Annotated in this window: 26 protein-coding genes; 14 read left to right on the top strand and 12 right to left on the bottom strand. The window is 68.8% G+C overall.

What is annotated here, in order from left to right; translation table 11 throughout:
- Nucleotides 1-45 precede the first annotated feature (45 nt).
- On the top strand, nt 46-1299 hold the full coding sequence (locus tag DL990_RS14710; RefSeq protein WP_125799021.1) for a glycosyltransferase family 4 protein: 1254 nt from the start codon (nt 46-48) through the stop codon (nt 1297-1299).
- A 178-nt stretch (nt 1300-1477) separates the two neighbouring features.
- Here the strand turns inward: DL990_RS14710 and DL990_RS42160 are convergent, their stop codons facing one another.
- The 4 genes from DL990_RS42160 to aceA form a co-directional block, all read right to left on the bottom strand.
- The gene (locus DL990_RS42160; protein ID WP_255431359.1) at nt 1478-1609 is read right to left on the bottom strand and encodes a hypothetical protein; all 132 of its coding nucleotides are present in this window, start codon (nt 1607-1609) and stop codon (nt 1478-1480) included.
- A gap of 119 nt (nt 1610-1728) precedes the next feature.
- Entirely contained in the window at nt 1729-2514 is a 786-nt protein-coding gene (locus tag DL990_RS14705) for a trans-aconitate 2-methyltransferase (protein ID WP_125799020.1), read from the bottom strand.
- Nucleotides 2515-2777: 263 nt separating this feature from the next.
- Nucleotides 2778-4382, bottom strand: a complete 1605-nt coding sequence (aceB, locus tag DL990_RS14700) for a malate synthase A (protein ID WP_125799019.1) — start codon at nt 4380-4382, stop codon at nt 2778-2780.
- Between the two features lie 98 nt (nt 4383-4480).
- Nucleotides 4481-5767 carry an isocitrate lyase gene (gene aceA / locus DL990_RS14695; RefSeq protein ID WP_072030536.1) on the bottom strand — a complete coding sequence of 429 codons (1287 nt, stop codon included), beginning with the start codon at nt 5765-5767 and terminating at the stop codon, nt 4481-4483.
- Nucleotides 5768-5995: 228 nt separating this feature from the next.
- On the opposite strand from aceA, the gene DL990_RS14690 reads away from it, so the two are divergent.
- Nucleotides 5996-7423, top strand: a complete 1428-nt coding sequence (locus DL990_RS14690) for a short-chain fatty acyl-CoA regulator family protein (RefSeq protein ID WP_125799018.1) — start codon at nt 5996-5998, stop codon at nt 7421-7423.
- 69 nt (nt 7424-7492) lie between these two features.
- Here DL990_RS14690 and ilvA read toward each other — a convergent pair whose 3' ends face one another.
- Nucleotides 7493-8749 carry a threonine ammonia-lyase IlvA gene (gene ilvA / locus DL990_RS14685; RefSeq protein WP_125786818.1) on the bottom strand — a complete coding sequence of 419 codons (1257 nt, stop codon included), beginning with the start codon at nt 8747-8749 and terminating at the stop codon, nt 7493-7495.
- 92 nt (nt 8750-8841) lie between these two features.
- On the opposite strand from ilvA, the gene DL990_RS14680 reads away from it, so the two are divergent.
- A complete protein-coding gene (locus tag DL990_RS14680) occupies nt 8842-9408 on the top strand; it encodes an NADAR family protein (protein ID WP_125786819.1) in 567 nt (188 codons plus the stop codon).
- Between the two features lie 115 nt (nt 9409-9523).
- Here DL990_RS14680 and DL990_RS14675 read toward each other — a convergent pair whose 3' ends face one another.
- Complete coding sequence (locus tag DL990_RS14675; protein ID WP_125786820.1) at nt 9524-10282, bottom strand: acyltransferase; 759 nt, start codon at nt 10280-10282, stop codon at nt 9524-9526.
- 53 nt (nt 10283-10335) lie between these two features.
- Between DL990_RS14675 and DL990_RS14670 the strand changes: the two genes are divergently transcribed.
- Complete coding sequence (locus tag DL990_RS14670) at nt 10336-11295, top strand: nucleoside hydrolase (protein ID WP_125786821.1); 960 nt, start codon at nt 10336-10338, stop codon at nt 11293-11295.
- Nucleotides 11295-12422, top strand: a complete 1128-nt coding sequence (locus DL990_RS14665; RefSeq protein WP_125799017.1) for an NlpC/P60 family protein — start codon at nt 11295-11297, stop codon at nt 12420-12422. Before DL990_RS14670 ends, DL990_RS14665 begins: the two co-directional genes overlap by 1 nt.
- Here the strand turns inward: DL990_RS14665 and DL990_RS14660 are convergent.
- The gene (locus DL990_RS14660) at nt 12392-13336 is read right to left on the bottom strand and encodes a TetR/AcrR family transcriptional regulator C-terminal domain-containing protein (RefSeq protein ID WP_199746392.1); all 945 of its coding nucleotides are present in this window, start codon (nt 13334-13336) and stop codon (nt 12392-12394) included. The genes DL990_RS14665 and DL990_RS14660 overlap by 31 nt on opposite strands.
- A 104-nt stretch (nt 13337-13440) precedes the next feature.
- Here DL990_RS14660 and DL990_RS14655 point away from each other — a divergent pair, with 104 nt between their 5' ends.
- Nucleotides 13441-14658 (top strand): FAD-dependent monooxygenase, encoded by a 1218-nt coding sequence (locus tag DL990_RS14655; RefSeq protein WP_158632623.1) that lies wholly within the window; start codon nt 13441-13443, stop codon nt 14656-14658.
- Nucleotides 14659-14675: 17 nt separating this feature from the next.
- Here the strand turns inward: DL990_RS14655 and DL990_RS14650 are convergent, their stop codons facing one another.
- The gene (locus DL990_RS14650; protein ID WP_125799015.1) at nt 14676-15812 is read right to left on the bottom strand and encodes an NAD(P)/FAD-dependent oxidoreductase; all 1137 of its coding nucleotides are present in this window, start codon (nt 15810-15812) and stop codon (nt 14676-14678) included.
- Nucleotides 15813-15942: 130 nt separating this feature from the next.
- Between DL990_RS14650 and DL990_RS14645 the strand changes: the two genes are divergently transcribed.
- A complete protein-coding gene (locus DL990_RS14645; RefSeq protein ID WP_125786825.1) occupies nt 15943-16386 on the top strand; it encodes a MarR family winged helix-turn-helix transcriptional regulator in 444 nt (147 codons plus the stop codon).
- Between the two features lies 1 nt (nt 16387).
- Here DL990_RS14645 and DL990_RS14640 read toward each other — a convergent pair whose 3' ends face one another.
- Nucleotides 16388-16816 (bottom strand): hypothetical protein, encoded by a 429-nt coding sequence (locus DL990_RS14640; RefSeq protein ID WP_233620477.1) that lies wholly within the window; start codon nt 16814-16816, stop codon nt 16388-16390.
- A gap of 134 nt (nt 16817-16950) precedes the next feature.
- Between DL990_RS14640 and DL990_RS14635 the strand changes: the two genes are divergently transcribed.
- The 3 genes from DL990_RS14635 to DL990_RS14625 are packed head-to-tail and all read left to right on the top strand — an operon-like array spanning nt 16951 to nt 18425.
- Entirely contained in the window at nt 16951-17412 is a 462-nt protein-coding gene (locus DL990_RS14635; RefSeq protein WP_233620476.1) for a nuclear transport factor 2 family protein, read from the top strand.
- Nucleotides 17390-18046: a transcriptional repressor LexA gene (lexA, locus tag DL990_RS14630; protein ID WP_125799013.1), complete on the top strand. Its 657-nt coding sequence runs from the start codon at nt 17390-17392 to the stop codon at nt 18044-18046. The genes DL990_RS14635 and lexA overlap by 23 nt, the downstream gene beginning before the upstream one ends.
- 37 nt (nt 18047-18083) lie before the next feature.
- A complete protein-coding gene (locus DL990_RS14625) occupies nt 18084-18425 on the top strand; it encodes a VOC family protein (protein WP_125786828.1) in 342 nt (113 codons plus the stop codon).
- Nucleotides 18426-18427: 2 nt separating this feature from the next.
- Here DL990_RS14625 and DL990_RS14620 read toward each other — a convergent pair whose 3' ends face one another.
- Nucleotides 18428-18775, bottom strand: coding sequence for a DoxX family protein (locus tag DL990_RS14620; protein WP_125786829.1), 348 nt, complete (start codon nt 18773-18775; stop codon nt 18428-18430).
- A 171-nt stretch (nt 18776-18946) separates the two neighbouring features.
- On the opposite strand from DL990_RS14620, the gene DL990_RS14615 reads away from it, so the two are divergent.
- The 4 genes from DL990_RS14615 to DL990_RS14600 are packed head-to-tail and all read left to right on the top strand — an operon-like array spanning nt 18947 to nt 22009.
- Nucleotides 18947-19555 carry a TetR/AcrR family transcriptional regulator gene (locus DL990_RS14615; protein WP_125799012.1) on the top strand — a complete coding sequence of 203 codons (609 nt, stop codon included), beginning with the start codon at nt 18947-18949 and terminating at the stop codon, nt 19553-19555.
- 1 nt (nt 19556) lies between these two features.
- The gene (locus DL990_RS14610; protein ID WP_125786831.1) at nt 19557-20213 is read left to right on the top strand and encodes an enoyl-CoA hydratase-related protein; all 657 of its coding nucleotides are present in this window, start codon (nt 19557-19559) and stop codon (nt 20211-20213) included.
- A gap of 18 nt (nt 20214-20231) precedes the next feature.
- Nucleotides 20232-21209 (top strand): sigma-70 family RNA polymerase sigma factor, encoded by a 978-nt coding sequence (locus DL990_RS14605; protein ID WP_370451320.1) that lies wholly within the window; start codon nt 20232-20234, stop codon nt 21207-21209.
- A 20-nt stretch (nt 21210-21229) separates the two neighbouring features.
- Nucleotides 21230-22009 (top strand): alpha/beta hydrolase, encoded by a 780-nt coding sequence (locus DL990_RS14600; RefSeq protein WP_233620475.1) that lies wholly within the window; start codon nt 21230-21232, stop codon nt 22007-22009.
- A 5-nt stretch (nt 22010-22014) separates the two neighbouring features.
- On the opposite strand, the gene DL990_RS14595 is transcribed toward DL990_RS14600, so the two are convergent.
- Both DL990_RS14595 and DL990_RS14590 read right to left on the bottom strand, forming a co-directional pair.
- Entirely contained in the window at nt 22015-23001 is a 987-nt protein-coding gene (locus DL990_RS14595) for an acyl-CoA desaturase (protein WP_199746391.1), read from the bottom strand.
- A gap of 457 nt (nt 23002-23458) precedes the next feature.
- Nucleotides 23459-24310: a nitroreductase/quinone reductase family protein gene (locus DL990_RS14590; RefSeq protein ID WP_125799011.1), complete on the bottom strand. Its 852-nt coding sequence runs from the start codon at nt 24308-24310 to the stop codon at nt 23459-23461.
- Nucleotides 24311-24568: the final 258 nt, after the last annotated feature.

Genomic DNA, 24568 nt, shown 5'->3' with positions numbered 1-24568 from the left:
ATCGCCCCGTCCCGGTGACGACCGACTCACGAGTAACCTCCACCCATGCGCGTGCTGATGTTGTCGTGGGAGTACCCACCCGTGGTCGTCGGCGGACTCGCACGGCACGTCCACGCCCTGGCCAGACACCTCGCCGGGCAGGGGCACGACGTGGTCGTCCTGTGCCGTCACACGGCGGGCACCGACGCCGAGACCCATCCCAGGACCGATCGCGTGGTCGAAGGCGTCCGGATCATCCGGGTCGCCGAAGACCCGATGCACGTGACCTTCGAACGGGACCTCGTCGCGTGGACGCTGGCCATGGGGCACGCGATGGTCCGCGCCGCCACCGACCTGCTGCGCGGCTGGCAGCCGGACGTCGTCCACGCGCACGACTGGCTGGTCACCCATCCCGCGATCGCGATCGCGGAGGCCGCGCGGGTGCCGCTGGTCGGCACGATCCACGCCACCGAGGCCGGGCGGCACTCCGGCTGGCTCTCGCATCCGCTGAACCAGCAGGTTCACTCGGTCGAATGGTGGCTCGCGAACCGCTCGGACGCGCTGATCACCTGCTCGCAGGCCATGCGCCGCGAGGTGGCGCAGCTGTTCGAGGTCGACGGCGACGCGGTCACCGTCATCCACAACGGCATCGAGGAACGCACCTGGCAGGTGCCCGCGGATGAGGTCGCGCACGCTCGCGAGGTCTACAGCCCCTCCGGGGCGCCGCTGCTGCTCTACTTCGGACGGCTGGAATGGGAAAAGGGTGTGCAGGACCTGCTCGCCGCGCTCCCCCGGATCCGCCGCGCCAAACCGGGGACACGGCTGGTCATCGCCGGAAAAGGGCGGCATCTGGAGGAGCTGGTCGATCAGGCACGCAAGCTGCGCGTGCGCCGCGCGGTGGACTTCGTCGGGCATCTCTCCGACCGCGAACTGCGCGCCGTGCTCGCTGCGGCCGACGCGGTCGTGCTGCCCAGCCGGTACGAACCGTTCGGGATCGTCGCGCTGGAAGCGGCCGCCGCGAAGGCGCCGCTCGTGGCGTCCACCGCCGGCGGACTCGGCGAGGTCGTCGTCGACGGCGAGACCGGCCTGGCGTTCAGCCCCGGCGACGTCGATGCCCTCGGGGACGCCGTCGAAGCGGTGCTGGACGACGAGGTCGCCGCGGCGCGGCGGGCACTGACCGCGCAGTCGCGCCTGGCCGCGGACTTCGACTGGGGCCGCATCGCCGAAGCGACCGTCGCCGTCTACCGGCGGGCCCGCGTCGGGGAGCCCGTGGAACTGGGGCGCCCGAAGATCGCGACGGGCAACGCCTTCGAACCCTGATCCCGCGCGTTTCGTGTTGCGAAAGCCACTTTCGCAACGTTGAAGGTTGCGAAAGTGGCTTTCGCAACCTCGGCGGGGCGGAGGACGGACCCGGGATGTCGGGGAACCCGGGTCCGCCCTCCACGAGCGTCGCGGGTCGCGAGGGGCGCGACCCCCGGGCTGCTCTAGGTGACGAAGATCAGAAGTGGCAGGGCCGCACACAGTCCGGCTGCACCGAGACCCCGGCCGAAGCGGACACCGCGGGGGCGGCGAGAGCGACGGCGTGGACGGCGAAGGTCGCGGCCAAGAGGGTCCTCAACTGCTTCTTCATGGTGGCTCCTCGGGGAAACGGGCGGAATTCCCACCCGGCGCCGAGCATCCGCGCGACCCGCCGCCGAAACAACGGGGGAATCACTACGTACCCCTACCTAATCGCGGTCCGTGACCGGTTCATCCCTTTCTGCCGATCAGGATCCGTACCTGGACCGGCTCCACGAACGGCGCGTACGGGGAAATGGCGGCGCTCAGCCGCTCCTCGAATCCGGCGCGCTCGGCCGGTTTCGGCAGCCGGTCCTCCGGGGTCGCGGAGTAGACCGCGCCGATGACGAATTCGAGGTCGATTTCGTCCTCGTACTCCACCACGTCCGAACCGGTGGCGAATCCGGCGGCCTCCAGGCTCGCGCGGTACCGGTCCTGTTCCTCTTGCCCGGCCCCGCAGGTGCGCACGAGCGGCTGACCGAGCCAGCCGGAAAGGTATTCGCGCAATGCCTTCGACCACGAACTCTCGTGCAGCCACATCGGCGCCCCGTTGGTGAGCACGGCGACCCCGCCGCCGGGCCGCAGCAGCGAACGGAGCGCGGGGAACAAGGTCGCGTGGTCCATCCAATGCAGGGCCTGCCCGATCGTGACCACGCCGAGACTGTCCCGCCCCAGCAACGTTCGCAGCGCCGGAACGTCGCTGTCGGCACCGACGAGCCAGTTCACGTTGGTGAGCCCGGACGTCGCTTTCCTCGCCTGGGCGAGCATGTCCGGTTCGGGATCCATCCCGATGACCGAACGGGTCCTGGCGGCGAGCGACCGGGTCAGCTGGCCGGTGCCGCAGCCGAGGTCCAGTGCCGTGTCTTCGGTGGACAGCCCGAATTCCACCACCAGCTTGTCGAAGACTTCGGCGGGGTAGCCACGGCGGTAGCGCTGATAGAACTCGGCGACCTCGCCGCTGAACTTCCACATCGTCATCCCGCGATCGTGACCTGTCCGAGGGGCTCCTCGCAGCCGCTTTCGCACACGGCGGAAAGCCACGAAGGCCCCGTCCACGGGTGGTGTGGTGAGGACGGGGCCTCCGCGACGGGCGCACGCCCGACAGCGCTACCGGAGGGGCGCGCGCGTGAAGCGGGTCCGGTGGCGGGGAGCCTCCGCCACCGGACCCGTTGGGCCACACCGTCCCAAACCGGTGTGGAACCCGGCCGCCCCGCGTCAGGTAGGGGCGGCCGGAGCCTGCGTCACCGCGCGGTCAGGTACCGCGCGTACGCGCCGGTGGTGAGGAAGCTCGGCAGCTTCTCGCCCAGCGCGGTCTCGGTGAAGATCTCGTAGGCGTCGTCGAGACGGTTGCCTTCGCCGAGTTCGGCGCGCACCGACGCCAGCTCTTCGTCCAAATAGGACACGGTGAGTTCGTGGGTGAGCGCGGTGCCGTCTTCGAGCTTCGTGCCGTTGCGGATCCACTGCCACACCTGGCAGCGGGCGATCTCGGCGGTGGCGGCGTCCTCCATCAGGTTGTGGATCGCCGCCGCGCCGGTGCCGCGCAGCCACGCGTCGATGTAGCGCAGCGCGACGTTGATGTTGGCGCGGACACCCGCTTCGGTGACCTCGCCGCCGGCGCTGGCGACATCGAGCAGATCCTCGGCGGTGACGACGACGTCTTCACGGAGCTTGCCGAGCTGGTTGGGCCAGCCGCCGAGCACGCCGTCGAACACCTCGCGGCAGACCGGGACGAGGCCGGGGTGCGCGACCCACGAGCCGTCGAAGCCGTCGTTCGCCTCGCGTTCCTTGTCCTGGCGGACCTTTTCGAGCGCGGTCGCGTTGATCTCCGGGTCCTTGCTCGGGATGAACGCGGCCATGCCGCCGATGGCGTGCGCCCCGCGCTTGTGGCAGGTGCGCACCAGCAGTTCGGTGTAGGCCCGCATGAACGGGACGGTCATCGTCACCTGTGCGCGGTCCGGCAGCACGAAGTCCGCGCCGTGCGAGGAGAAGTTCTTGATGACGCTGAAGATGTAGTCCCATCGGCCGGCGTTCAGCCCGGAGACGTGCTCGCGCAGTTCGTAGAGGATCTCCTCCATCTCGAACGCGGCGGTGATCGTCTCGATCAGCACGGTGGCCCGGACGGAGCCGCGCGGGATGCCGAGTTCCCGTTGCGCCAGCAGGAAGACGTCGTTCCACAGCCGCGCTTCGAGGTGGTTCTCGAGCTTCGGCAGGTAGAAGTACGGGCCGCTGCCGCGGGCCAGCAACTGGCGCGCGTTGTGGAAGAAGTAGAGGCCGAAGTCGACCAGGCTCGCCGAAACCGGGCGGCCGTCGATGCGGATGTGCTTCTCCACCAGGTGCCAGCCGCGGGGGCGGGCGACGATCGTCGCGGGCTCGTCGCCGATCGTGTAGCGCTTGCCCGCCGACGTCGTGAAGTCGATGTTGCGGCGGATCGCGTCGAACAGGTTGATCTGGCCGTCGATGACGTTGTGCCAGGTCGGCGAGGTCGCGTCCTCGAAGTCGGCGAGCCAGACCTTCGCGCCGGAGTTCAGCGCGTTGACCGTCATCTTGCGGTCGGTCGGGCCGGTGATCTCGACGCGGCGGTCTTCGAGACCGGGCGCGGCCGGGGCGACCGACCAGCTGCTGTCGTCGCGGACGGAATGCGTCTCGGGCAGGAAGCCCAGCGGCTCCTCGCCGGACTGGAGCTTCTCGCGGCGCAGACGGCGGGCGTCGAGCAGCTCGCGGCGGCGCCCGGCGAACGCGTTGTCCAGTTTGGCCACGAAGTCCAGCGCGGCCGGGGTGAGGATCTCGTCGAACCGGTCACCGGCAGGTCCGCAGACGTCGATCCGGTAGTTCAGCTTCTCAACCATGGTGTGCCTCCGCTGGGCTTCGCGAGGGATAGAAGGGGGGCGGTGGCGGTCTCCCCTGGGAGTCGAGAGACCGCCACCTGGCACCTAATTGCGGGGGATCAGAACTGCTCGGCCTCGGTGGAGCCGGCGAGCGCGGTGGTCGAGCTCTCCGGGTTCAGCGCGGTCGCGACGTTGTCGAACCAGCCGGTGCCGACCTCGCGCTGGTGCTTCGTGGCGGTGTAACCGCGGTCCTCCGAAGCGAACTCGCGCTCCTGCAGGTCGACGTAGGCGGTCATGCCTTCACGGGCGTAACCGTGCGCCAGGTCGAACATCGAGTAGTTCAGGGCGTGGAAGCCTGCCAGGGTGATGAACTGGAACTTGTAGCCCATGTGGCCGAGTTCGCGCTGGAACTTCGCGATCGTCGCGTCGTCCAGGTGCTTCTTCCAGTTGAACGACGGCGAGCAGTTGTAGGCCAGCATCTGGTCCGGGTACTTCGCCTTGATCGCCTCGGCGAACTGGCGGGCGACCTCGAGGTCCGGCTTGGAGGTCTCCATCCACAGCAGGTCGGCGTACTCGGCGTAGGCGAGACCGCGGTCGATGCAGGGGTCGATGCCGTTGGTGACGTTGTAGAAGCCCTCGGCGGTGCGCTCGCCGGTGACGTACTTGCGGTCACGCTCGTCGACGTCGCTGGTGATCAGCGTGGCGGCCTGCGCGTCGGTGCGGGCGACGATCAGCGACGGCACGTTCAGCACGTCCGCGGCGAGGCGGGCGGCATTCAGCGTGCGCTCGTGCTGCTTGGTCGGGATGAGCACCTTGCCACCGAGGTGACCACACTTCTTCTCGGAAGCGAGCTGGTCCTCCCAGTGCACACCCGCGGCACCGGCGGCGATCATGCCCTTCATCAGCTCGAAGGCGTTGAGCGGGCCACCGAAGCCCGCCTCGGCGTCGGCGACGATCGGGGCGTACCAGTCGATGTCGGTGTTGCCCTCGGCCCAGTTGATCTGGTCGGCGCGGCCCAGCGCGTTGTTGATGCGGCGGACGACGGCCGGCACCGAGTTGGCCGGGTAGAGGCTCTGGTCCGGGTAGGTCTGGCCGGAGAGGTTGGCGTCGGCGGCGACCTGCCAGCCGGACAGGTAGATGGCCTTGAGGCCGGCGCGGACCTGCTGCACCGCCTGGTTACCGGTCAGTGCGCCCAGCGAGTGGACGTAGTCCTCGTTGTGCAGGAGGTCCCAAAGCTTCTCGGCGCCGCGGCGAGCGAGCGTGTGCTCCTCGACCACGCTGCCGCGCAGCTTGACCACGTCAGCCGCGGAGTACGACCGCTTCACGCCCGCCCAGCGGGGGTCGGTCTCCCACTGCTTGGCCAGTTCGGCGGCCGCCTGCTCCAGCTGCTGCGCGTGCTGAGTCATCGGATTCTCCCGGTGTTGCGAAGTTTGCGAGTGATCGCCTTTCCTGACCTGACCCTGACATGACAGGGGAAATCGGATCCAGGCCTCCAATTTGCCAATTTCTGCGAAGCTTCCGTAGCATCTTGCAAAGATTGCGAATCACAGGTTCGCAAGCACAGGCAAAATCCACGGGCTTGACCGTTCACTGAATCGTTCAGGCCCGGAAACCTTGCGGACAGAGAGGCCTCAGTGGACAAAACCTTCGCCGGAGCGAAGCTGCGGCATCTGCGCGAAAGCCGGTCGATGAGCCAGGCGGATCTCGCTCGTGTGCTGGAGATCTCACCCAGTTACCTCAACCAGATCGAGCACAACTCGCGTCCGCTGACCGTCCCGGTGCTCCTTCGCATCACGCAAGCGTTCGGAGTGGACACCGAGTTCTTCGCGAACAACGACACCGCACGGCTCGTCGCGGACGTGAAGGAAGCCCTGCTCGACGAGGTCGTCGGGGTGGACGTCACCACCAGTGAGCTCAACGACCTCGCCACGAACCTGCCGACGATCGCCCAGGCCCTGGTCAAACTGCACCGCAGCTACCGCAACTCGGTCGAGAACACCGCCGCGCTGACCACGGAAAACGGACTGGGCATGCACGGCAGCGCGGCAGGCTCGTTGCCGCACGAAGAGGTCCGCGACTTCTTCTACGAGCGGGAGAACTACGTCGCCGAGCTGGACGAACGCGCCGAACGGATGGCCCACGACATCCCCCTGCAGCGTGGCCAGGTGCTCGCGGCGCTGAAGGAGACCCTGACCCAGCGCTACGGCGTCGACGTCACGAACGAAGGCATCGACGAGTCCAACGGCGAACAGCACCGGTACGAACCCGGGCCGCGTGTGCTGCGGCTGGCGCCGAGCCTGCGCGTCGGGCAGCAGGCGTTCCGGATGGCTTCGCAGATCGCGCTGCTGGACTACGACGACCTGATCACCGAACTCGCCGACTCGTGGGCGTTCTCCGGCCCCGCCGCGCGTTCGCTGGCCAGGGTCGGGCTCGCGAACTACTTCGCGGGCGCGCTGATCCTCCCCTATGGACCGTTCCTGGCGAGCGCGGAACGGTTCCGCTACGACATCGAGCGGCTCTGCGACCACTTCGGCGTGGGGTTCGAGACAGTCTGCCACCGGCTCTCGACGTTACAGCGCCCCAAGAACCGCGGCGTGCCGTTCTCGTTCGTCCGGGTCGACCGGGCGGGGAACATGTCGAAACGCCAGTCCGCGGCCGGTTTCCACTTCTCCCGCGTCGGCGGCGCGTGTCCGCTGTGGAACATCTACGAGGCGTTCACCCAGCCAGGCAAGATCCTCACCCAGATCGCCACCCTGCCCGACGGCAAGAGCTATTTCTGGGTCGCGCGGACGGTGTCACGCAACATCGGCGGCTACGGCAGCCCCGGCAAGACGTTCACCGTCGGCCTCGGCTGCGAACTGCGGCACGCGAAACGGCTCATCTATTCGACCGGGCTCGATCTCGACGACCGCGCCGCGGCCACCCCGATCGGCATGGGTTGCAAAGTCTGCGAACGACCGGCCTGCTCGCAGCGCGCGTTCCCCACGATCGGCAAACAGCTGACCGTGGACGAGAACACCAGCACCTTCGTGCCGTACCCGGCGGTGCCGAAGGCGCCTTGAGCCCCACCGCAATTCGTCACCTACTTGCGAGGTCCGGACGTCGCAAGTAGGTGACGAATTGCGGGGTCGTCAGACCAGGAAGTGGAAGAGCGGGCTGCCCGGTTCCACCCGCTCCACCTGCAGCGGGCTCACGTCCATCCGGTGCAGCAGGCCTTCCAGGTCACCGGCGCGCGCGAGTTCGACGCCGATCAGCGCCGGGCCGGTCTCGCGGCTGTTGCGTTTCACGTACTCGAACCGCGTGATGTCGTCGTCCGGCCCGAGGACCTCGTCGAGGAACCGCCGCAGCGCGCCGGGCTCCTGCGGGAACCCCACCAGGAAGTAGTGCTTCAGTCCTTCGTGGACCAGCGACCGTTCGAGCACTTCGCCGTAGCGGCTGACGTCGTTGTTGCCGCCGGAGACGACGCACACCACGATCTGCCCGGGGTCGATCTTCACCGTCGTGCCCAGCGCCGCGGTCGCGAGCGCGCCCGCGGGTTCGGCGATCACGCCGTCGGACTGGTACATCGCGAGCATTTCCGTGCAGATCGCGCCCTCGGCGACTTCGGTGAGTTCGACGCCGCCGTCGCGGACCAGCGGATACGTCACCGATCCGGCCAGCGCGACCGCCGCACCGTCGACGAAGGTGTCGACGGTTTCGAGCCGCACCGGCTCACCGGCGGCCAGCGCGGCCGCCATGCAGGTCGCCCCCGCCGGTTCGACGCCGACGATCCGCATCTCCGGCGCCCGTTCCGCGGCCCACGCCGCGATCCCGGCGAGCAGGCCGCCCCCGCCGACCGGCACCACCATGACGTCCGGGATGAACCCGAGCTGCGCGACGACCTCCATCGCGACGGTGCCCTGTCCGGCGACCGTCTCCGGCGCGTCGAACGCGGGGACCAGCGTCGCGCCGGTGGTCTCCGCGTCGTGCTTCGCGGCACTGAAGGCGTCTTCGTAGGTCTCGCCGATGACGATGACCTCGATATGCGAGCCGCCCAGCGTCGCGATCCGCTCGCGCTTCTGGCGGGGAGTCGTGCCGGGAACGTAGACCCGGCCGTTCGCGCCGAGGCGGCGGCACGCGTACGCGACACCCTGCGCGTGGTTGCCCGCGCTCGCGCAGACGACGCCGCGCTCCCGGTGCTCCGCGTCGAGCTGGACGATGAAGTTGTAGGCACCGCGGATCTTGTACGAGCGCACGGTCTGGAGGTCTTCGCGTTTGAGCCAGACCCGGGCGTCGACCCGGGCCGAAAGCCGTTCGTTCGGTTCGAGCGGCGTCCGGGTCACCACCCCGGCCAATCGCTTGGCGGCCTCTTCGACCGTTCGGGCGCTCACCGTTTCGATCCGTTGCACGAATGCTGAATGTACTGACCGCCTCCGGTCACGACGGAGAGTGGTCCGATCCAGTTCACCGGTTGTCGGTGGTCTGTGGTCCACTGGTCGCCATGGTGAGCAAGGTCGACGGAGTCCGGAGTCTCGATGCGTTGCGCGAGCTGGTCCACAGCGGCGCGGAGCCCGAGTACCAGCTCTTCTACGGCCACACCCCGCTCAAGAGCGGCCGGATCAACGCGGCCTGCCTGAGCCAGTGGTGGCACGCGCCGTTCGTCGCGGGCGGCGAGCAGTACCCGACGGCCGAGCACTACATGATGGCGAGCAAGGCGGAACTGTTCGGCGACCACGAGGCCGCGGTGGCCATCCGTCAGGCCCCGGACCCGAAGACCGCCAAGATCCTCGGCCGGGAGGTCTCCGGTTTCGACGCCGAACTGTGGGAGCGGCACCGCTTCGACATCGTCATCGACGGCAACCTGGAGAAGTACCGCCAGCACGCCGAGGAGCGCGAGTTCCTGCTGGCCACGGGCGACAAGGTGATCGTCGAGGCGTCGAGGATGGACCTGGTCTGGGGCAGCGGCGTCGCCCGCGACGACAAGAACGCCACGCGCCCCGACTACTGGCGCGGGCAGAACCTGCTGGGCTTCGCGCTCATGGAGGTCCGGGAGCAGCTGCGCGGCTAGTTCCGGGCAGACCGAAGGCGTAACTCGCGTGATCAGAGGCGTAACTCGCGTGATTGAAGACCGCACTCACGTGTGCGGCGCCTGATCACGTGTGTTACGCCTCTGATCACGTGAGTCAGGAGTCGACGCCCAGGGTTTTCTGGAGTGCCTTGTTCGCCTTGCGCGCCATGTCCGCGACAGCCTCGCGGCGGGCGGCGTCGGCGGCGTAGTCGTCCTGCCGGTTCCGCACCACGCGGGCCGGCGAGCCGACGGCGATCGAGTAGTCCGGGATCTCGCCCCGCACCACGGCGTGCGCGCCGAGGACACAGCCGCGGCCGACCCGCGTGCCCTTGAGCACGGAGACCTTGGTGCCGATCCAGGTGTCCGGCCCGATCCGCACCGGCGACTTCACGATGCCCTGATCCTTGATCGGGACGGTGATGTCGGTGGTGACGTGGTCGAAGTCGCAGATGTACACCCAGTCCGCGACGAGGGTGGCCGAGCCGAGTTCGATGTCGAGGTAGCCGTTGAGGACGTTCTGCCGTCCGAACACCGCCTTGTCGCCGATGCGCAGCGAACCCTCGTGGCAGCGGATCGCGTTGCCGTCGCCGATGTGCACCCAGCGGCCGATCTCCAGCCGCCCGTAACCCGGGCGGCAGTGGATCTCGACGTCCTTGCCGAGGAACACCATTCCCCGCAGGATGATGTGCGGGTTCGCGACGCGGAACTTCAGCAGCCGCCAGTATCGGACCAGGTACCAAGGCGTGTACGCGCGGTTTCGCAGCACCCAGCGCAGCGAATCCTTGGTCAGGAACTTCGCCTGACGAGGATCACGACGGGCCTGGCCCCAAGCGCGGAGCCGCGACAGCGCGGGCGCACCCCACATGGACGTCATACCGGTGACCGTAACCTGTGATCAGGCTGTCGACCGCAAAGGGGAGCACGCGCATGGGCACCAAGCTGATCATCGACACCGACCCGGGGGTCGACGACGCCTTCGCGCTGGCGCTGGCCACACAATGCGAGGACGTCGAACTGCTCGGCGTGACCACGGTGTTCGGCAACGTGCCGCTGAGCCACACCACCGCCAACGCACGCCGTCTGCTGCAGCTCTTCGGCCGCGACGACGTCCCCGTCGCGGCCGGCGCCGCGCGGCCGCTGGTGTACGACAACGCCAAACCCGCCGGGTTCGTCCACGGCCAGGACGGTCTTTCCGGCCACGCCGGGACGCTGCCGGAGGCGAAGCGCCCGCTCGACGAACGCGGTGCCGTCCGCCTGCTGGTGGATCTGCTGGAGGCCGCCGACGAGCCGGTGACCATCGCCCCGATCGGCCCGCTCACGAATATCGCGCTGCTGCTGGCGGCCCATCCGGACATCCGCGAGAAGATCGGCCGGATCGTCGTCATGGGCGGCGGGGTGACCAAGGGGAACTCCACCACCGCGGCGGAGTTCAACATCTGGAGCGACCCCGAGGCCGCGCGCCGGGTGCTGGTCGACGAGGACATCCCGACGGTGCTGGTCCCGCTGGACATCACGCACCAGTGCTCGGTCGACACGACGTGGCTCGGCAAGCTCGCCGCGTCGGGCCCGCTCGGCGCGGCGCTCGAAGCGCTGACACCCACCTACGTCGAGCACTACACCCCGATCCTCGGTTTCCCCGGGATGGTCATGCACGACGCGGTCGCGGTGGCCGAGGCGATCCGGCCGGGCATCCTCGACGTCGAGTCCTACCCCGTGGACGTCGAGTGCGGCTTCGGCCCCGCGCGCGGCGCGACTCTCGTAGACCGGCGAAGGCTGCGAAGCACCGATCCGCAGGCCGTGCCGGGCCGCACCATCGACGTCGCGCTGACCACCGATGTCGACGCCTTCCGCGAGTTCGTCCTGAGCCGCATCATCGGAGGGCTCTGATGGAGCAGCAGACTTCCCGCCGCCGCAGACTTCCGGTGATCGTCGCCGCCGTCGTCGTCGCGGGCGCCGCCTTGGTCGCCGCCATCACCTTCGCGCCCAAGGACGAGCCGAAGCCGGAAGCCGCCGCCGTCCAGTCCTCGGCCCCTCCCGCGCCGCCCGCGTCGTCGTCCGCCCCCGCGGAGATGCCCAAGGAGCAGCCGAAGGTGCCGCAGCAGATGGGGCAGGAGTTCGACGCCTGGGTGTCGAAGACCAGCGGCTGGCTCGACATCCCGCTGCGGGCGATGACCGGCTACGCGAAGACAACCGTGGCGCTGAGCAAGGAAACGCCGGGCTGCCGCCTTTCCTGGGTGACGCTGGCCGCGCTCGGGAAGATCGCTTCCGACCACGGCCGCGCCACCGGTTCGAGCCTGAACGCCGACGGCGTGATGACCGCGCCGCTCGGCGCGGTCGAGGTCCGCGACTTCTACAACAAGGTCGTCTCGTCCGCGAACGCCAGCGGCCCGCTGCAGCTGACACCGTCGGTGTGGAACCAGTTCCAGGCCTCGGCCACCGGTGGGAAACCGAATCCGCAGAACATCGACGACGCCACGCTCACCGCCGGACGCGCCCTGTGCGCGGGCGGGCGTGACCTCGGCCAGGGCCAGACGTGGTGGAACGCGGTGAGCACGTTGCAGCCCGCGCCGCTGCTGATGCACCGCACGCTCGCGACCGTGAACGTCTACGGCACGGTCGGCCAGAGCCCGCAGCCGCCGAACGCGGCGGCGCTGAGCGCGGTCAACTTCGCCATCGACAAGATCGGGCTGCCCTACGTCTGGGGCGGCAACGGCACCGGCGGCGGCGACCCCGGCTTCGACTGCTCCGGCCTGACGACGGCCGCGTACGCCAGCGCCGGCGTCAAGCTGATGCGCACCGCCCACACGCAGTACCACAGCGTGGACAAGGTGACCGATCCCCAGCTGGGCGATCTGATCTTCTACGGCGAGCCGAACACGAAGATCCACCACGTCGGGCTGTACATCGGGAACCAGCAGATGATCGACGCCCCGCAGACCGGGCAGGCGGTGCAGGTGCACACCTACCGGAAGCAGGGCGACGACTACGCCGGGGCGGGCCGCCCGACGGCCTGACCGCGCGCGAGCCGCCGCTCGACCCCGTCGAGCAACAGCCGCAGGCCGTATTCGAACATCGTGTCCATGTCCTGCTCGAATTCCTGTGTCACCACGTATTCCATGGTCGGGTACCGGCCGGTGGCGACGACTTCCCGGAACTCCGCCACCTGGGTGTCCATCCATTCGTCGCTGGTCATGCCGGTGTCCTGCCGGGCCCGCGCCTCCGACTGGAGGGACAGGGCCAGGCCGCGGATGTGGCTGAAGAGGTTCAGGTGGATGTACATCATGTCGTCCATGCCCAGCCCCAGACCGCGCAACGCGGTCAGGACCCATTCGGCGTAGAACATCAGGTTCGGGGTGATGGCCCGGGGCCGGGTCATGGACAGCACCTCGGCCACCCAGGGATGACGGCGGCAGATCGTCCACAGTAGACGGGACGAGAACTCCAGGCGTTCGCGCCAATGCGCCGGAGGCCGGGCGTGCGCGGTCTTCTCGGCGGTCACCAGGTCCACCATGTACAGCATCAGATCGTCCTTGCCCGGCACGTGGCGGTAGAGCGACATGGTCGCCACGCCGAGGTCGGTGGCCACCCGGCGCATCGACACCGCGGCCATGCCCTCCGCGTCGGCGATCGCTATCGCCGTGCGGACGATCCGATCCCGGTCCAGCTCCTGACGGCGGGAAGAGGTCGGGGTGAACGCGCGATCCCGTGACCGCACGACCGTTCCGGAGCCCGGTTTGGTGTCCACCAGGCCTTCGTCGCGCAGGACGGCGATCACCTTGCTCGCGGTGGCCATCGCGACTCCCCAGTCCCGGGTGATCTGCCGGGTCGGCGGGATCCGGTCGCCCGGGCGCAGCCGTCCGCTCGTGATGTTGTCGCGGATCTCCGCGGCGATCTTCCGGTAGGGCGCCCCGCTGTCCACACTGTCCACCAAGCCTCCTAGCGTACTAGTGCGCTCAAGCCATGACGTTCGACATCAACAGTAGCGCACTAGAGCAAATATACACCGTACCAATGCGGCTGTACGTTGCCCGCATGAACACTGTTCTGATCTCCGGCGCGAGCATCGCCGGACTTTCCCTGGCGTACTGGCTACGCCGCCACGGCTTCGAACCCACCTTGGTCGAACGCTCCCCCGCCCTGCGATCAGGCGGGCAGGCGATCGACATCCGCGGCACGGCCCGCGACGCCGTCGAGCGGATGGGCATCATGGACGCCGTCAAGGCACACCACACCGGCACACACGGAATCGCCTGGCTCGACGAGCAAGGGAAACGCGTGGCGGCCATGGGCGGCGACGACTTCGGCGATTCTGGCGGGATCGTCGCCGAGATCGAAATCCTGCGCGGCGACCTCGTGCGGATTCTGCACGAGGCGGCGGGCACGGACCTGGAAATCCTGTACGACACCGTGATCACCGAGATCGCCGAGAGTGCCGAAGGCGTCAAGGTCACCTTCGACAACACGCCGCCGCGCTCCTTCGACCTCGTGGTCGGCGCGGACGGGCTGCGTTCCGGCGTGCGAGCGCTGACCTTCGGGCAGGACAAGGAGTTCGTACGTGACCTCGGCTACTACACCTCGTACTTCCCCGCCCGCACCGAACTCGACCTGGACGGCTGGGAGGTGATGTACAACCTGCCCGCGGGCAACGGCGTCGACGGCCGGGTCGCGGTGCTGTACCCGCTGGGGAACACCGGGGAGGTCCGGGCGCTGCTCGGGTTCGTCTCGCCGGAGTTGGCCTACGACCGGCGGGACTTACGGGCCCAGAAGGAGTTGCTGGCCGACGTGTTCGCCGGGGCGGGCTGGGAGATCCCCGCGCTGCTCGATCAGCTGCGGCGGACCGACGACCTGTACTTCGCGCGGGTCGGCGAAGTACAGGTCGACCACTGGTACCGCGGCCGCACCGTGCTGCTCGGCGACTCGGCCTTCGGCGGCTCACTCGGGATGGGCACGAGCATGGCGCTGGTCGGCGCGTACGTGCTCGCGGGTGAGCTCGCCGCGGCCAAGGGCGACCACCATGTCGCGTTTCCCCGGTATGACAGCGAAATGCGCGAGTACGTGACGATGAACATGAAGCGGCCGCCCGGTGGTGCCGGCGGTTTCGCCCCGCGCACCCGCCGCGGGATCCGGATGCGCAACCGGTTCATGCGGTTGCTTCCGCACCTGCCCGGCAGCGGCAAAATGCTGGGCGGGATGCAGAAAGCGGCCAACTCGATCACTCTGAAGCCGTACGCGCCGCGATCGCACGAGTGAGCGGGAGCCGGCCTGGCTCAGGCCTTCCGCTGCTCGATCCCGAACAGGTCGAGCAGCCGCTCGGGGATGTCCTCACCGAAGACGCTTTCGAGCAGGAAGTCCTCCTCCATGGGTGTTTCACTGCGCACGAACATGGCCTGTTCGTACTCGGCGAGTGCGGCCTCGACGTCGTCCGGACGCGCGGCGAGGGCCTTGCCGAGTTCGGCGCCGTCGAGCATCGCCAGGTTGGCGCCCTCGCCGTTCGCCAACGCGAGGTGCGCGGCGTCGCCGAGCAGGGTCACGCCCGGAACGCGGGCCCACCGCAGCCCGGACGGCAAGGCGTAGGCAGGACGATGGATCGGCGCGACGTCGCTTTCGGTGATCAGCGCGGTGAGTTCCGGCGACCAGTCGCGGAACTCCGCCGCGATCCGCGCCTTGGCCGCTTCGGCGTCGCCGAAGTCGATGTCGTCGAACCACTCGAGCGGCTTCGTGAGCTCCACGTAGCCGTGCAGGGTGTCGCCGCTTTCACGGTGGCCGTGGATGCTCATCCCCGGCGTGGCCCCGATCCCGAACATCGATCCGCCGCCGACCGTCTTCGCCGCGGCGGGGTGCCGGGTGAGCGCGTCGTACAGGTAGGTCTCGACGATCGACGTGCCGGTGTAGTCCGGGCCGACGCCGGTGAGCAGTGGCCGGACCCGTGACCAGGCGCCGTCCGCGCCGACCAGGAGACCGGTGACGACGGTGGCACCACCCTCGAACGTCACCTCGTGGCGGCCGTCGTCGAGGGTACGGGCGGCGACGACCTTCTGTCCCCAGTGGACGGTGCCGTCGGGGAGCGAGCCGAGCAGCATCCGGCGCAGGTCCCCGCGCTGCGCCTCGGGACGGCCGCCCGTGCCGTCGTCGGCCCGTTCGAGCAGGACCGACCCGTCCGAGTCGAGGACCCGCATCGCCTGGCGGCCCTCCAGGACGATGCCGCGGAACTCGTCCAGCAGCCCGGCCGCCTCGATGGCGAGCCGGCCGTTGTAGTCGTGGATGTCGAGCATCCCGCCCTGCGTCCGCGCCGACGGCGAGGCCTCGGCTTCGTACACAGCGGACGGGATGCCGTGGACGTGCAGCACCCTGGCCAGGGTGAGCCCGCCGAGTCCGGCGCCGATGATCGTGACAGGTGTGTCCATGGTGACCCCTCGGTTCGTTTCTGGAATGACATTCCAGAGAGTGCCGGGGGCACCTGGCAGGCGGCGCACACGACGCTGGCACCGGCCTGGCAGGCACTGTCAGCCGAAGAGGTCGTGTCATGATGCTGACATGAGTCGAGGCGAGACGGTCGGACCGCTGGACCTGGCGGTGGGGTACATGCTGAAACGAGCGGCAACGGCGCTCCGGATGGCGATGGACACCGCTTTGCGCCCGCTCGACCTCACCGTGCCGCAGTACTCCTGCCTCGAAGTCCTCTCACAGCGACCGGGGCTGTCGAACGCGGAACTCGCCAGGGCCGTGTTCGTCACCCGGCAGTCGATGAACCTGGTGCTGCGCGGCCTGCAGGACCGCGGCCTGGTCACCCGTCCGGCGACGGCGCCGCAGGGCCGCGCCCTGCCCAGCACCCTGACTACCGCCGGGGAGGCCCAGCTCCGCGCCGCCAGCGGTGTCGTGCGCGCTGTCCAGGATCGGATGCTCGAACCGTTTTCGACGGCCGAACAGGAGCGGCTGTTGCGCGATCTCGCCGCCTGCGCCGACGCGCTCTCCGAGTGACTCAGGACCTCGTGCTCACCAGGGTTTCCGGTTTGAACGCGAACACGTCGACGCCTTGGACGAGCACATGCCAGTCACCGCACACCTTGTCCGTCTTGCTTTCCTGTCCCCGCGGCCACCAGTTCGCGGCGAGGGTGGCCGCCTGCGTCGCCGCCGGCCCCGGTACGCAAACGGCGGGCAGTGTCCCGCCGGTGAACCGCAGGAGCCGCTCCGAACCGGTCGTCCGGATGACCTCGGTGACCGCCGCCGCCCCGTCCGGCACCCACTCCGGCAGCCGGGCGTCCGTGTCGCGCTTGCCTTCCGCGCCGGTCGCGTAGCCGACCGTTTTGACGTGCCCGTTCGCCTTTTCGGTCAAGCTTTCCTTGAGACCGCAACCAGTGAGGGCGACCGTGGCCGTCGCGGCGGCGAGAACCGCCGCGGTGATCTTCATGTTCATACGATCGAGTCAACCTCGCGGAACCGCGCACGGGATCGGACTTTCGGTCCGGCCGGGCCGCCATCCGGCCGATCTCGACGACGGATAACCGCCAGCGCCCGGACACGCGGCGCACCACAGTGGTCGTCGTGACATCGACAACGGACGCCCTGTCCGTACTCAAAGGCATGTACGCGGCGGAAGCCGGCTACTTCGCGGCGGGCGGCCCCGGCAAGGCGACCTTCGCGCCGCTCGCCCCGTTCTTCTCACCCGACGTGGTGCTGCACCAGGCGGACGGCCTGCCCTACGGCGGAATCTGGCGCGGTCACGAAGGCCTGGAACGGTTCTTCGCCGCCATGGGCGACACCTGGGCGGTCTTCGACATGGTGGAGCAGAGCTTCCTGAGCGAGAGCAGCCCACTGGTCGTCCTGACCCAGGTGCACGTCCGCGCGAGGACCACCGGACGTGAGCTGGATTTCCCGATCCTGCAGACGATCACCGTCGAGGACGGGCGCATCACCGAGGTGCGGCCGTTCTACTGGGACACCGCGGCGATCGCGGCGGCCTGCACGAACTACCATTCCGTTGATGACCGCCTACCACGATCTTGAGCTGTTCGAGGAAGCCGCTTCCCTGCCGGAGCGCCAGCAGAAGATCCTGCTGACCATCCGCGAATGGGTGGTGGAGCACGGGTACTCGCCGAGCACGCGCGAGATCGGTGACGCGGTCGGGCTGCGTTCGACGTCCTCGGTATCGAAGCATCTGGCGGCCTTGGAGGAAAAGGGTTTCCTTCGCCGCAGCAGCTCGATCTCCCGGCCTATAGACGTCCGCGCGTTCCTGCACGGCACCACATCGCGGGAATCCACAGAGGACTCGGTGCCGGTCCCCGTCGTCGGTGACATCGCCGCGGGAACGCCGATCTCGGCCGTCGAACACGTCGACGACGTGATGACCCTTCCGCGTGAACTCACCGGCCGGGGCAACGTCTTCGGCCTGCGGGTGCGCGGTGACTCGATGATCGACGCGGCGATCTGCGACGGCGACATCGTCGTGGTGAAGCAGCAGCAGGAAGCGCACTCCGGCCAGATCGTCGCCGCGATGATCGACGAGGAGGCCACGGTCAAGGTGTACCGCCGCCGCGACGGCCACGTGTACCTCGAACCGCGCAACCCCGCCTACGACGTCATCGACGGAGACCGCGCGACCGTGCTGGGCGTCGTGGTTTCCGTGCTGCGCAGCGTCTGAGCGATTCCTGTCGGTGGCCCGGAGTAGGTTCCGGTCCATGTACGAAATCGACTTCGTCGAGTTTCCGTCCGGCTCGGCCGCGGACTCGAGCCGGTTCTTCGAAAAGGCCTTCGGGTGGACGGCGACGTCGTACGGCCCGACGTATTCCGACGTCCAGAGCGGTGGTGTGGTCTCGTTCGGTTTCCAGCAGGACACCGCGCAGCAGACGGTCGCGCCACTGGTGACGATCCGCACCGAAGACCTCGAGCGGGCAAGGGGTTCCGTCGAGGCCGCGGGCGGAGTCGTCACGGTCGAGCCGTTCTCGTTCCCCGGCGGGCGCCGGTTCCACTTCCGCGAGCCCGGCGGCGCCGAACTCGCGGTGTGGACCCCGGATTCCTGACTTCAGGCGGCGAATCCCAGCACCAACGAGGCGGCGACGGGCGCCAGGTACATCAGCGGGAACACGACGTGCGACGGCCAGTGCGCGCGGAGCACGGTGATCACGGCACCGGTGAAGTAGAGCACCAGTCCGATCCCGGCCGCGACGCCGAGCGCGGGCACCCACAGGCCGGCGATCAGGCCGAGCGCGCCCGCGGCCTTGGCGACGCCGAGCGGCGTCCACCAGCCGCGGGGGACGCTGTAGTCGGCCAGCGGCTGAACGACCCACTTGGCGCGGAAGAAGATCGAGGCCGCCGAGAAGGCGGCCATGAACGCTCCGACGACGGTGACGATGACATAGGCGGTGGTCATTTCGGTTTCTCCTCGGCTTCTCGGTGATTCGACGGGTTGACCCGCGCCGCCGGGCCGATGTGACGACTTCGCCGTGAAGACATTCGTGAACCACGTCACAGCCCACCTCCGACATATTGGAGCAGCCGCTCTCTTATTGTTTTAGAGCACGTGCTCTGTTACCGTCGGCCCATGCCCCGCCCCCGCGTGCACGACTTGGAAAGGCTGCTCGACGCGGCCGAACGCCTCGTCGTCGAGACGGGCGCCCAAGGCGTCACCGTCCGGTCCCTCGCGGCCGCCGCGGGGGTGTCCAACGGGACGATCTACCACGCTTTCGGCTCGCTCGGCGCCTTGCTGGCCCACGTCTGGCTCCGCGCGGCGGGCGAGTTCCTCGACCTCCAGACCGCTCTCGCGGACGAGGCGGAAGACCCGGTCGCGGCGGTCGTGGCCGCGGCGGGCACACCGGCCGCGTTCGCCGACCGCCGGCCGGAGGCGGCCCGCCTGCTCATCACCGTCAAGAAGGAACAGGTCCTCGGCCCGCAGGTCCCCGAAAACCTCGCCGCCGACTTCCTGGCCCTCGACAAACGCCTGATCGCGTTCCTGGTCGGACTGGCCGTCCGGCTCTGGGACCGGCGCGACGCACAGGCCGTCGAAGTGCTGACAGCCTGCGTGGTCGATCTGCCGACGGCCCTGTTCCGCCGCGCGTTCGCCGCGGGCGAGCCGATCTCCGAAGACTCCCGGGCCCGGCTCGCCACCTCGGTCCGCGCCATACTCCTGCTCCCACCCCCACGGAAGGACTGACATGCCCACTCTGCGTCAAGACGCCCCGGTGTTCCTGCTGGACCTCGGCGACGACGAGAACCGTTTCTCGCCGTCCTGGCTGGAAACCGTCCATTCCCAGCTGGACACCGTCGTCGCCTATCCGGATCCGGCGGTGCTGGTCACCGTGGGGTCGGGCAAGTTCTACTCGAACGGCCTCGACCTCGAATGGCTCACCAGCAACCCCACGCAGGCGGCGCAGTACGTCGCAGACGTCCACGAACTGCTGGCCCGTGTGCTCACCCTCGGCGTGCACACGGTCGCCGCGATCAACGGGCACGCCTTCGGCGCCGGTGCCATGCTCGCGATGGCGCACGACTTCCGGGTGATGCGCGCCGACCGCGGGTACTTCTGCTTCCCCGAAGCGGATATCAACATCCCGTTCACACCGGGGATGGCGGCGTTGATCCAGGGCAAGCTCACCCCCGCCGCCGCGATCGCGTCGATGACCACGGGACGGCGGTTCGGCGGCACGGACGCGCGCGACCTGGGCCTCGTGGACGCCGTCGCCGAGAAGCCCGCGCTGCTGGAGTACGCGACGGACCTCGTCCGCCCGCTGGCCGGGAAGGACCGCGGCACGCTGTCCGCGATCAAGACGACGATGTTCACCCCTGCCGTGACAGCGCTTCGCGCCAAGTAAAGGGCACAATCGTCGACTGTGAGTGAAGATGTCCTGCGCACCGACGAGGCGGAGTTCAACCGCGTGGTGGAGCCACTGCGCCGCGAACTGCACGCCCACTGCTACCGCATGCTCGGCTCGACCCACGACGCCGACGACGCGTTGCAGGACGCGCTTCTCCGGGCTTGGCGGGGGTTGGCACGCTTCGAGGGGCGCAGCTCGATGCGGACCTGGCTCTACACCGTCGCCACCCGCACCTGCCTCGACGTCGCGGCCGCGCGCGGGAAGCGGGCCCTGCCGATGGACCTCGGCCCGTCGAGCGAGCGAGTGGTGCTCGAAGAGGCCCCGGTGACCGAAGTGGCGTGGCTCGGCCCGTACCCCGGCGGGAGCAGGCCGGACGTCCGGTACGAGCAGCGCGAGGCCGTCGAGCTGGCGTTCGTCGCCGCGCTGCAGCATCTGCCGGGCAACCAGCGGGCCGCCCTGCTGCTCTTCGACGTCCTCGGCTTCTCCGCCGCCGAAATCGCGTCCACAATGGACACTTCGGTGGCGGCGGTGACCAGTGCGCTGCAACGCGCCCGGGCGATCGTCGCCGAGAAGGTCCCGCCGTCCGACCGGCAGCAGACGCTGCGGAAGCTCGATGATCCCCGGGTCCGCGAGATCGCCGCGGGCTTCGCCTCCGCGCTGGACCGCGGCGACGCCGACGCGCTCGTGGCGTTGCTGACCGAAGACGTCACGTGGTCCATGCCGCCGTTCGCACACTGGTACCGCGGCATCGAGGCCGTGTCCCGCTTCGCCGTCGAGGTCCCGATCGGCCGGTGCCCGAGCTGGCGCACCGAGGTCGTCACCGCCAACGGGCAGCCCGCCGTCGCCTGCTACCTCGGCGAAGCGGCCGACGCCGTCCACCATGGCTGGTCGATCAACGTGCTGTCCCTCCGCGGCGATCGGATCCGCGAGATCACCTCGTTCATCGACGCGGACCTGTTCGCGAAATTCGACCTACCCCCGACGAAGCCCTGAGTACCGCACGAGGAAAGGCGTTGCTCGCGCTGGCGGTGGCCGTCACCCTCGTCGGTGTGGTCTTCGGTGGTGTGTTCGCCTTCCAGCGCAAGCTGATCTACCTCCCCGAGGCAGGTCCGCCGCCCGGCGCCGCCGTCGTCCTGCCCGGCGGCAGAGACGTCACGCTCACCACCTCGGACGGACTGAGCCTCGCGAGCTGGTACTTCCCGGTCGCCGGCGCGAAGGCGGCCGTGCTGGTCGCACCGGGCAACGCCGGGAACCGGGCGTACCGCGCGCCGATGGCCCGCGCGCTGACCGCACGCGGGCTCTCGGTGCTGCTACTGGAGTATCGCGGCTACGGGGGCAATCCCGGCGAGCCGTCCGAGGACGGGCTCAAGCTGGACGTCCGCGCCGCACAGGATTTCCTGGTCCGCGAGGCCGGCGCGCCGCTGGTCTACTTCGGCGAGAGCCTGGGCTCCGCGGTCGTCACCGAACTGGCCGTCGAACGTCCGCCGTCCGCGCTCGTGCTGCGCTCGCCGTTCGTCGACCTTGCGTCGGTCGGGCAGCTGCACTATCCGTTCCTGCCGGTCCGTTGGCTGCTGCGGGACGACTTCCCGACCAGGGACAACGTCGCGCGTGTGAAGGCGCCGGTGACCGTCGTCTTCGGCGCCGCGGACTCGATCGTCCCGGCACAGCAGAGCCGTGACGTGGCACGGGCCGCCGGAGCGAGGACGGTCGAAGTCCCCGGCGCCGATCACAACGACCCGGCGTTGTCCGACGGGCCGGAACTGATCGACGCCATCGCGAGCGCTATCCGCTGACGGGCTCAGGCCCGCTTCGCGGTCCGGCGCAGCGACAGGGAGTGGCCGGGGTTGAGTTTGCGGCCGAGCCGATCGGCCTTCGGCCAGCGGACGTCCGTCGCCCAGCCCGCCTTCTCGAACAGCCAGATCAGCCGCGCCGAGATGTCGAGCTGACCTCGGCGGACACCGTGCCGGGCGCCGGTGGGGTCGGCGTGGTGGGAGTTGTGCCATGACTCGCCCATGGACGCGATGGCGAGCGGCCAGAAGTTCGCGGATTTGTCGCGGGCGGCGAACGGGCGGTCGCCGATCATGTGACACAGCGAGTTCACCGACCAGGTGACGTGGTGCAGCAGCGCCACGCGGACCAGGCTCGCCCAGAAGAACGCGGTGACCGCGCCCCACCACGACATCGTGATCACGCCGCCGAGGACGGCGGGCGCGAGCAGCGTCACGACGGTGAGCAGCGGGAACAGGCGATCGATCCGGGCGATGTCACGGTCGGCGAGCAGGTCCGGGGCGAACCGCTGCGCGTTGGTCTTCTCGCGGTCGAACAGCCAGCCCATGTGGGCGTGCCAGAAGCCGCGGGCCAGCGCGGCCGGGGTGGTGCCGAACCGCCACGGGGAGTGCGGGTCGCCCTCGCGGTCGGCGAAGGCGTGGTGGCGCCTGTGGTCGGCGACCCAGCCGATGACCGGGCCCTGCATGGCCATGCTGCCGGCGACCGCGAGGGCGATCCGCAGGCCGCGGTTGGCCTTGAAGGCGCCGTGGGTGAAGTAGCGGTGGAAACCGATGGTCACGCCGAGGCCGGTGAGGAAGTAGAACCCGGCGGCCAGGCCGAGGTCCACCCAGCCGAGCCCCCAGCCCCACGCGAACGGGACGGAAGCGGCCAGTGCCAGCAGCGGCACCACCGCGAACAGCTTGACGAGAAAGTTTTCGGTGTTGGTCTGCTCCCCGGACAACAGGGGCTGTGGCGCCTGCCTCTCTACGCTGTCCGGGTGGTTTAGAACTGAAGTCATATCGTCACTTCTTGTCGATTGCCAGGACTGGACCGGCTGTTTCAGCCGGTGTCACGGCGCGACGCGAAGAAGGCGACGCCCGCGACGAATTCTGCGCGAACGTGCTTGGACAACACGACACCCAAAACGTTGGTCTACTCCGTCAACGAACGGCGTCGGCCGAAGGTTCCGGTGTGGGATAAGAAGGTTCGCGAAAAAGATCCATGTATCGCTCCCCTTGAGGGGTCGCGGGATCCTGTCGCTCGACCTCGGTGTCGAGCGGGTGGCTGAACAGCGCACTGTCGGTGCTGTGAGTTTTGACGGTGAAACCTTTCGGAGGGACCGCTGGTTCGCGGTCTTCGGCGAGGCCGGGGGCGAATTCCACCCGCCTCGTGCCGGATCGGCGTCGCGCTGTGAAGGCGCTGCCACTTACTACGATACACGCCCCGGGGCCGAAACCCCAGGGCGTCCGCACCGATCAGCCGGGCGCCGTCACGTTGAGTGCCGTCACGACCGTTCGCTCTTCGTGAGCGAAATGCGCTTCGAGCTTCCCCGCGAGCTCGTCGAAGTCGTCGCGCAGGCGAACGGGGTCACTCTCCCCGTGGACGTAGCCCTCCACGAGCTTGCGAATCCGCTTCTGCAACGTCGCGACGACGACGTGGTCTTCCCCGAGCTTCGTCAGCGTCGGCGCGAGCGCGGGAAACCGTTGGGCCAGCATGGGAAACGCCCCCATGTCCTCGCCGGTATGATGTTTGGTCAGCGCCTCGCAGAACGAAACACAGTGTGCCCGCAGGGATTCCCCCATGGTGAGCGAATCCGCGCGGCCCGCCACGAGGTCGTCCACCCCGGCACGCAGCGTCTTGAGTTCCTCCCGCAGCCAGTCGTGGACCTCCACCAGGAAGTCCCCCATCCCCCGCACCCGGTCGTCGATCCGATACAAGATCACGACCGGCAGCTCACGCGACGTTTTCGCCTGATACTCGGCAAAACCCGGCTCCTCGGCGACAACCCGCGCGAACAACGCGTCACGTTCCGCCGAGGGCGGAACGGCCGCGATCGCTTCGTAGGTCTCGACACCCGTCTCGATCGTGACCCGATGGTCGCGACGGATGTTGTGATACCACGCAGGATGGGCCGGAGCTCCCATGTCGGAAGCGACGACGACGGTCTTGCCGTCGATTTCGAGATACCCCAACGGATTCGTCCGCCGCTTACCACTCTTGGCGCCCGTGGTGGTGAGCAGGATCAGCTTCCACCCCTCGAACATGCCGCCGAGCTTTCCCTTGTTACGCCTGAATTCCTCGATCACCTGGTCGTTGAAGCCGGTCAATGCGTTCCTTTCCCGTCGATGTGTCGACAGGAGGCGCGGAACCAGCACCGGAAGAAGAGCACACGAGCCTTGACACGCCCGGGTTTCGAGCGCACCGCATGGAGGCGTCATCCCACGACGCGGGGATGACTGAATGCGAGAGACGGTGTGTGCCGATCTCTGGTGGCTGAGTAGCCGCTACCTCCATGCATAGGCCCATACGGGGCTCGGGGACGACGTTAGCACAGGGGCTGACTGTGAAGTGCTCCCAATGCGGCA

This window comes from Amycolatopsis sp. WAC 01416 (assembly GCF_003947485.1).
GTDB lineage: Bacteria > Actinomycetota > Actinomycetes > Mycobacteriales > Pseudonocardiaceae > Amycolatopsis.
This window is presented reverse-complemented; position numbering and strand designations above follow the sequence as displayed.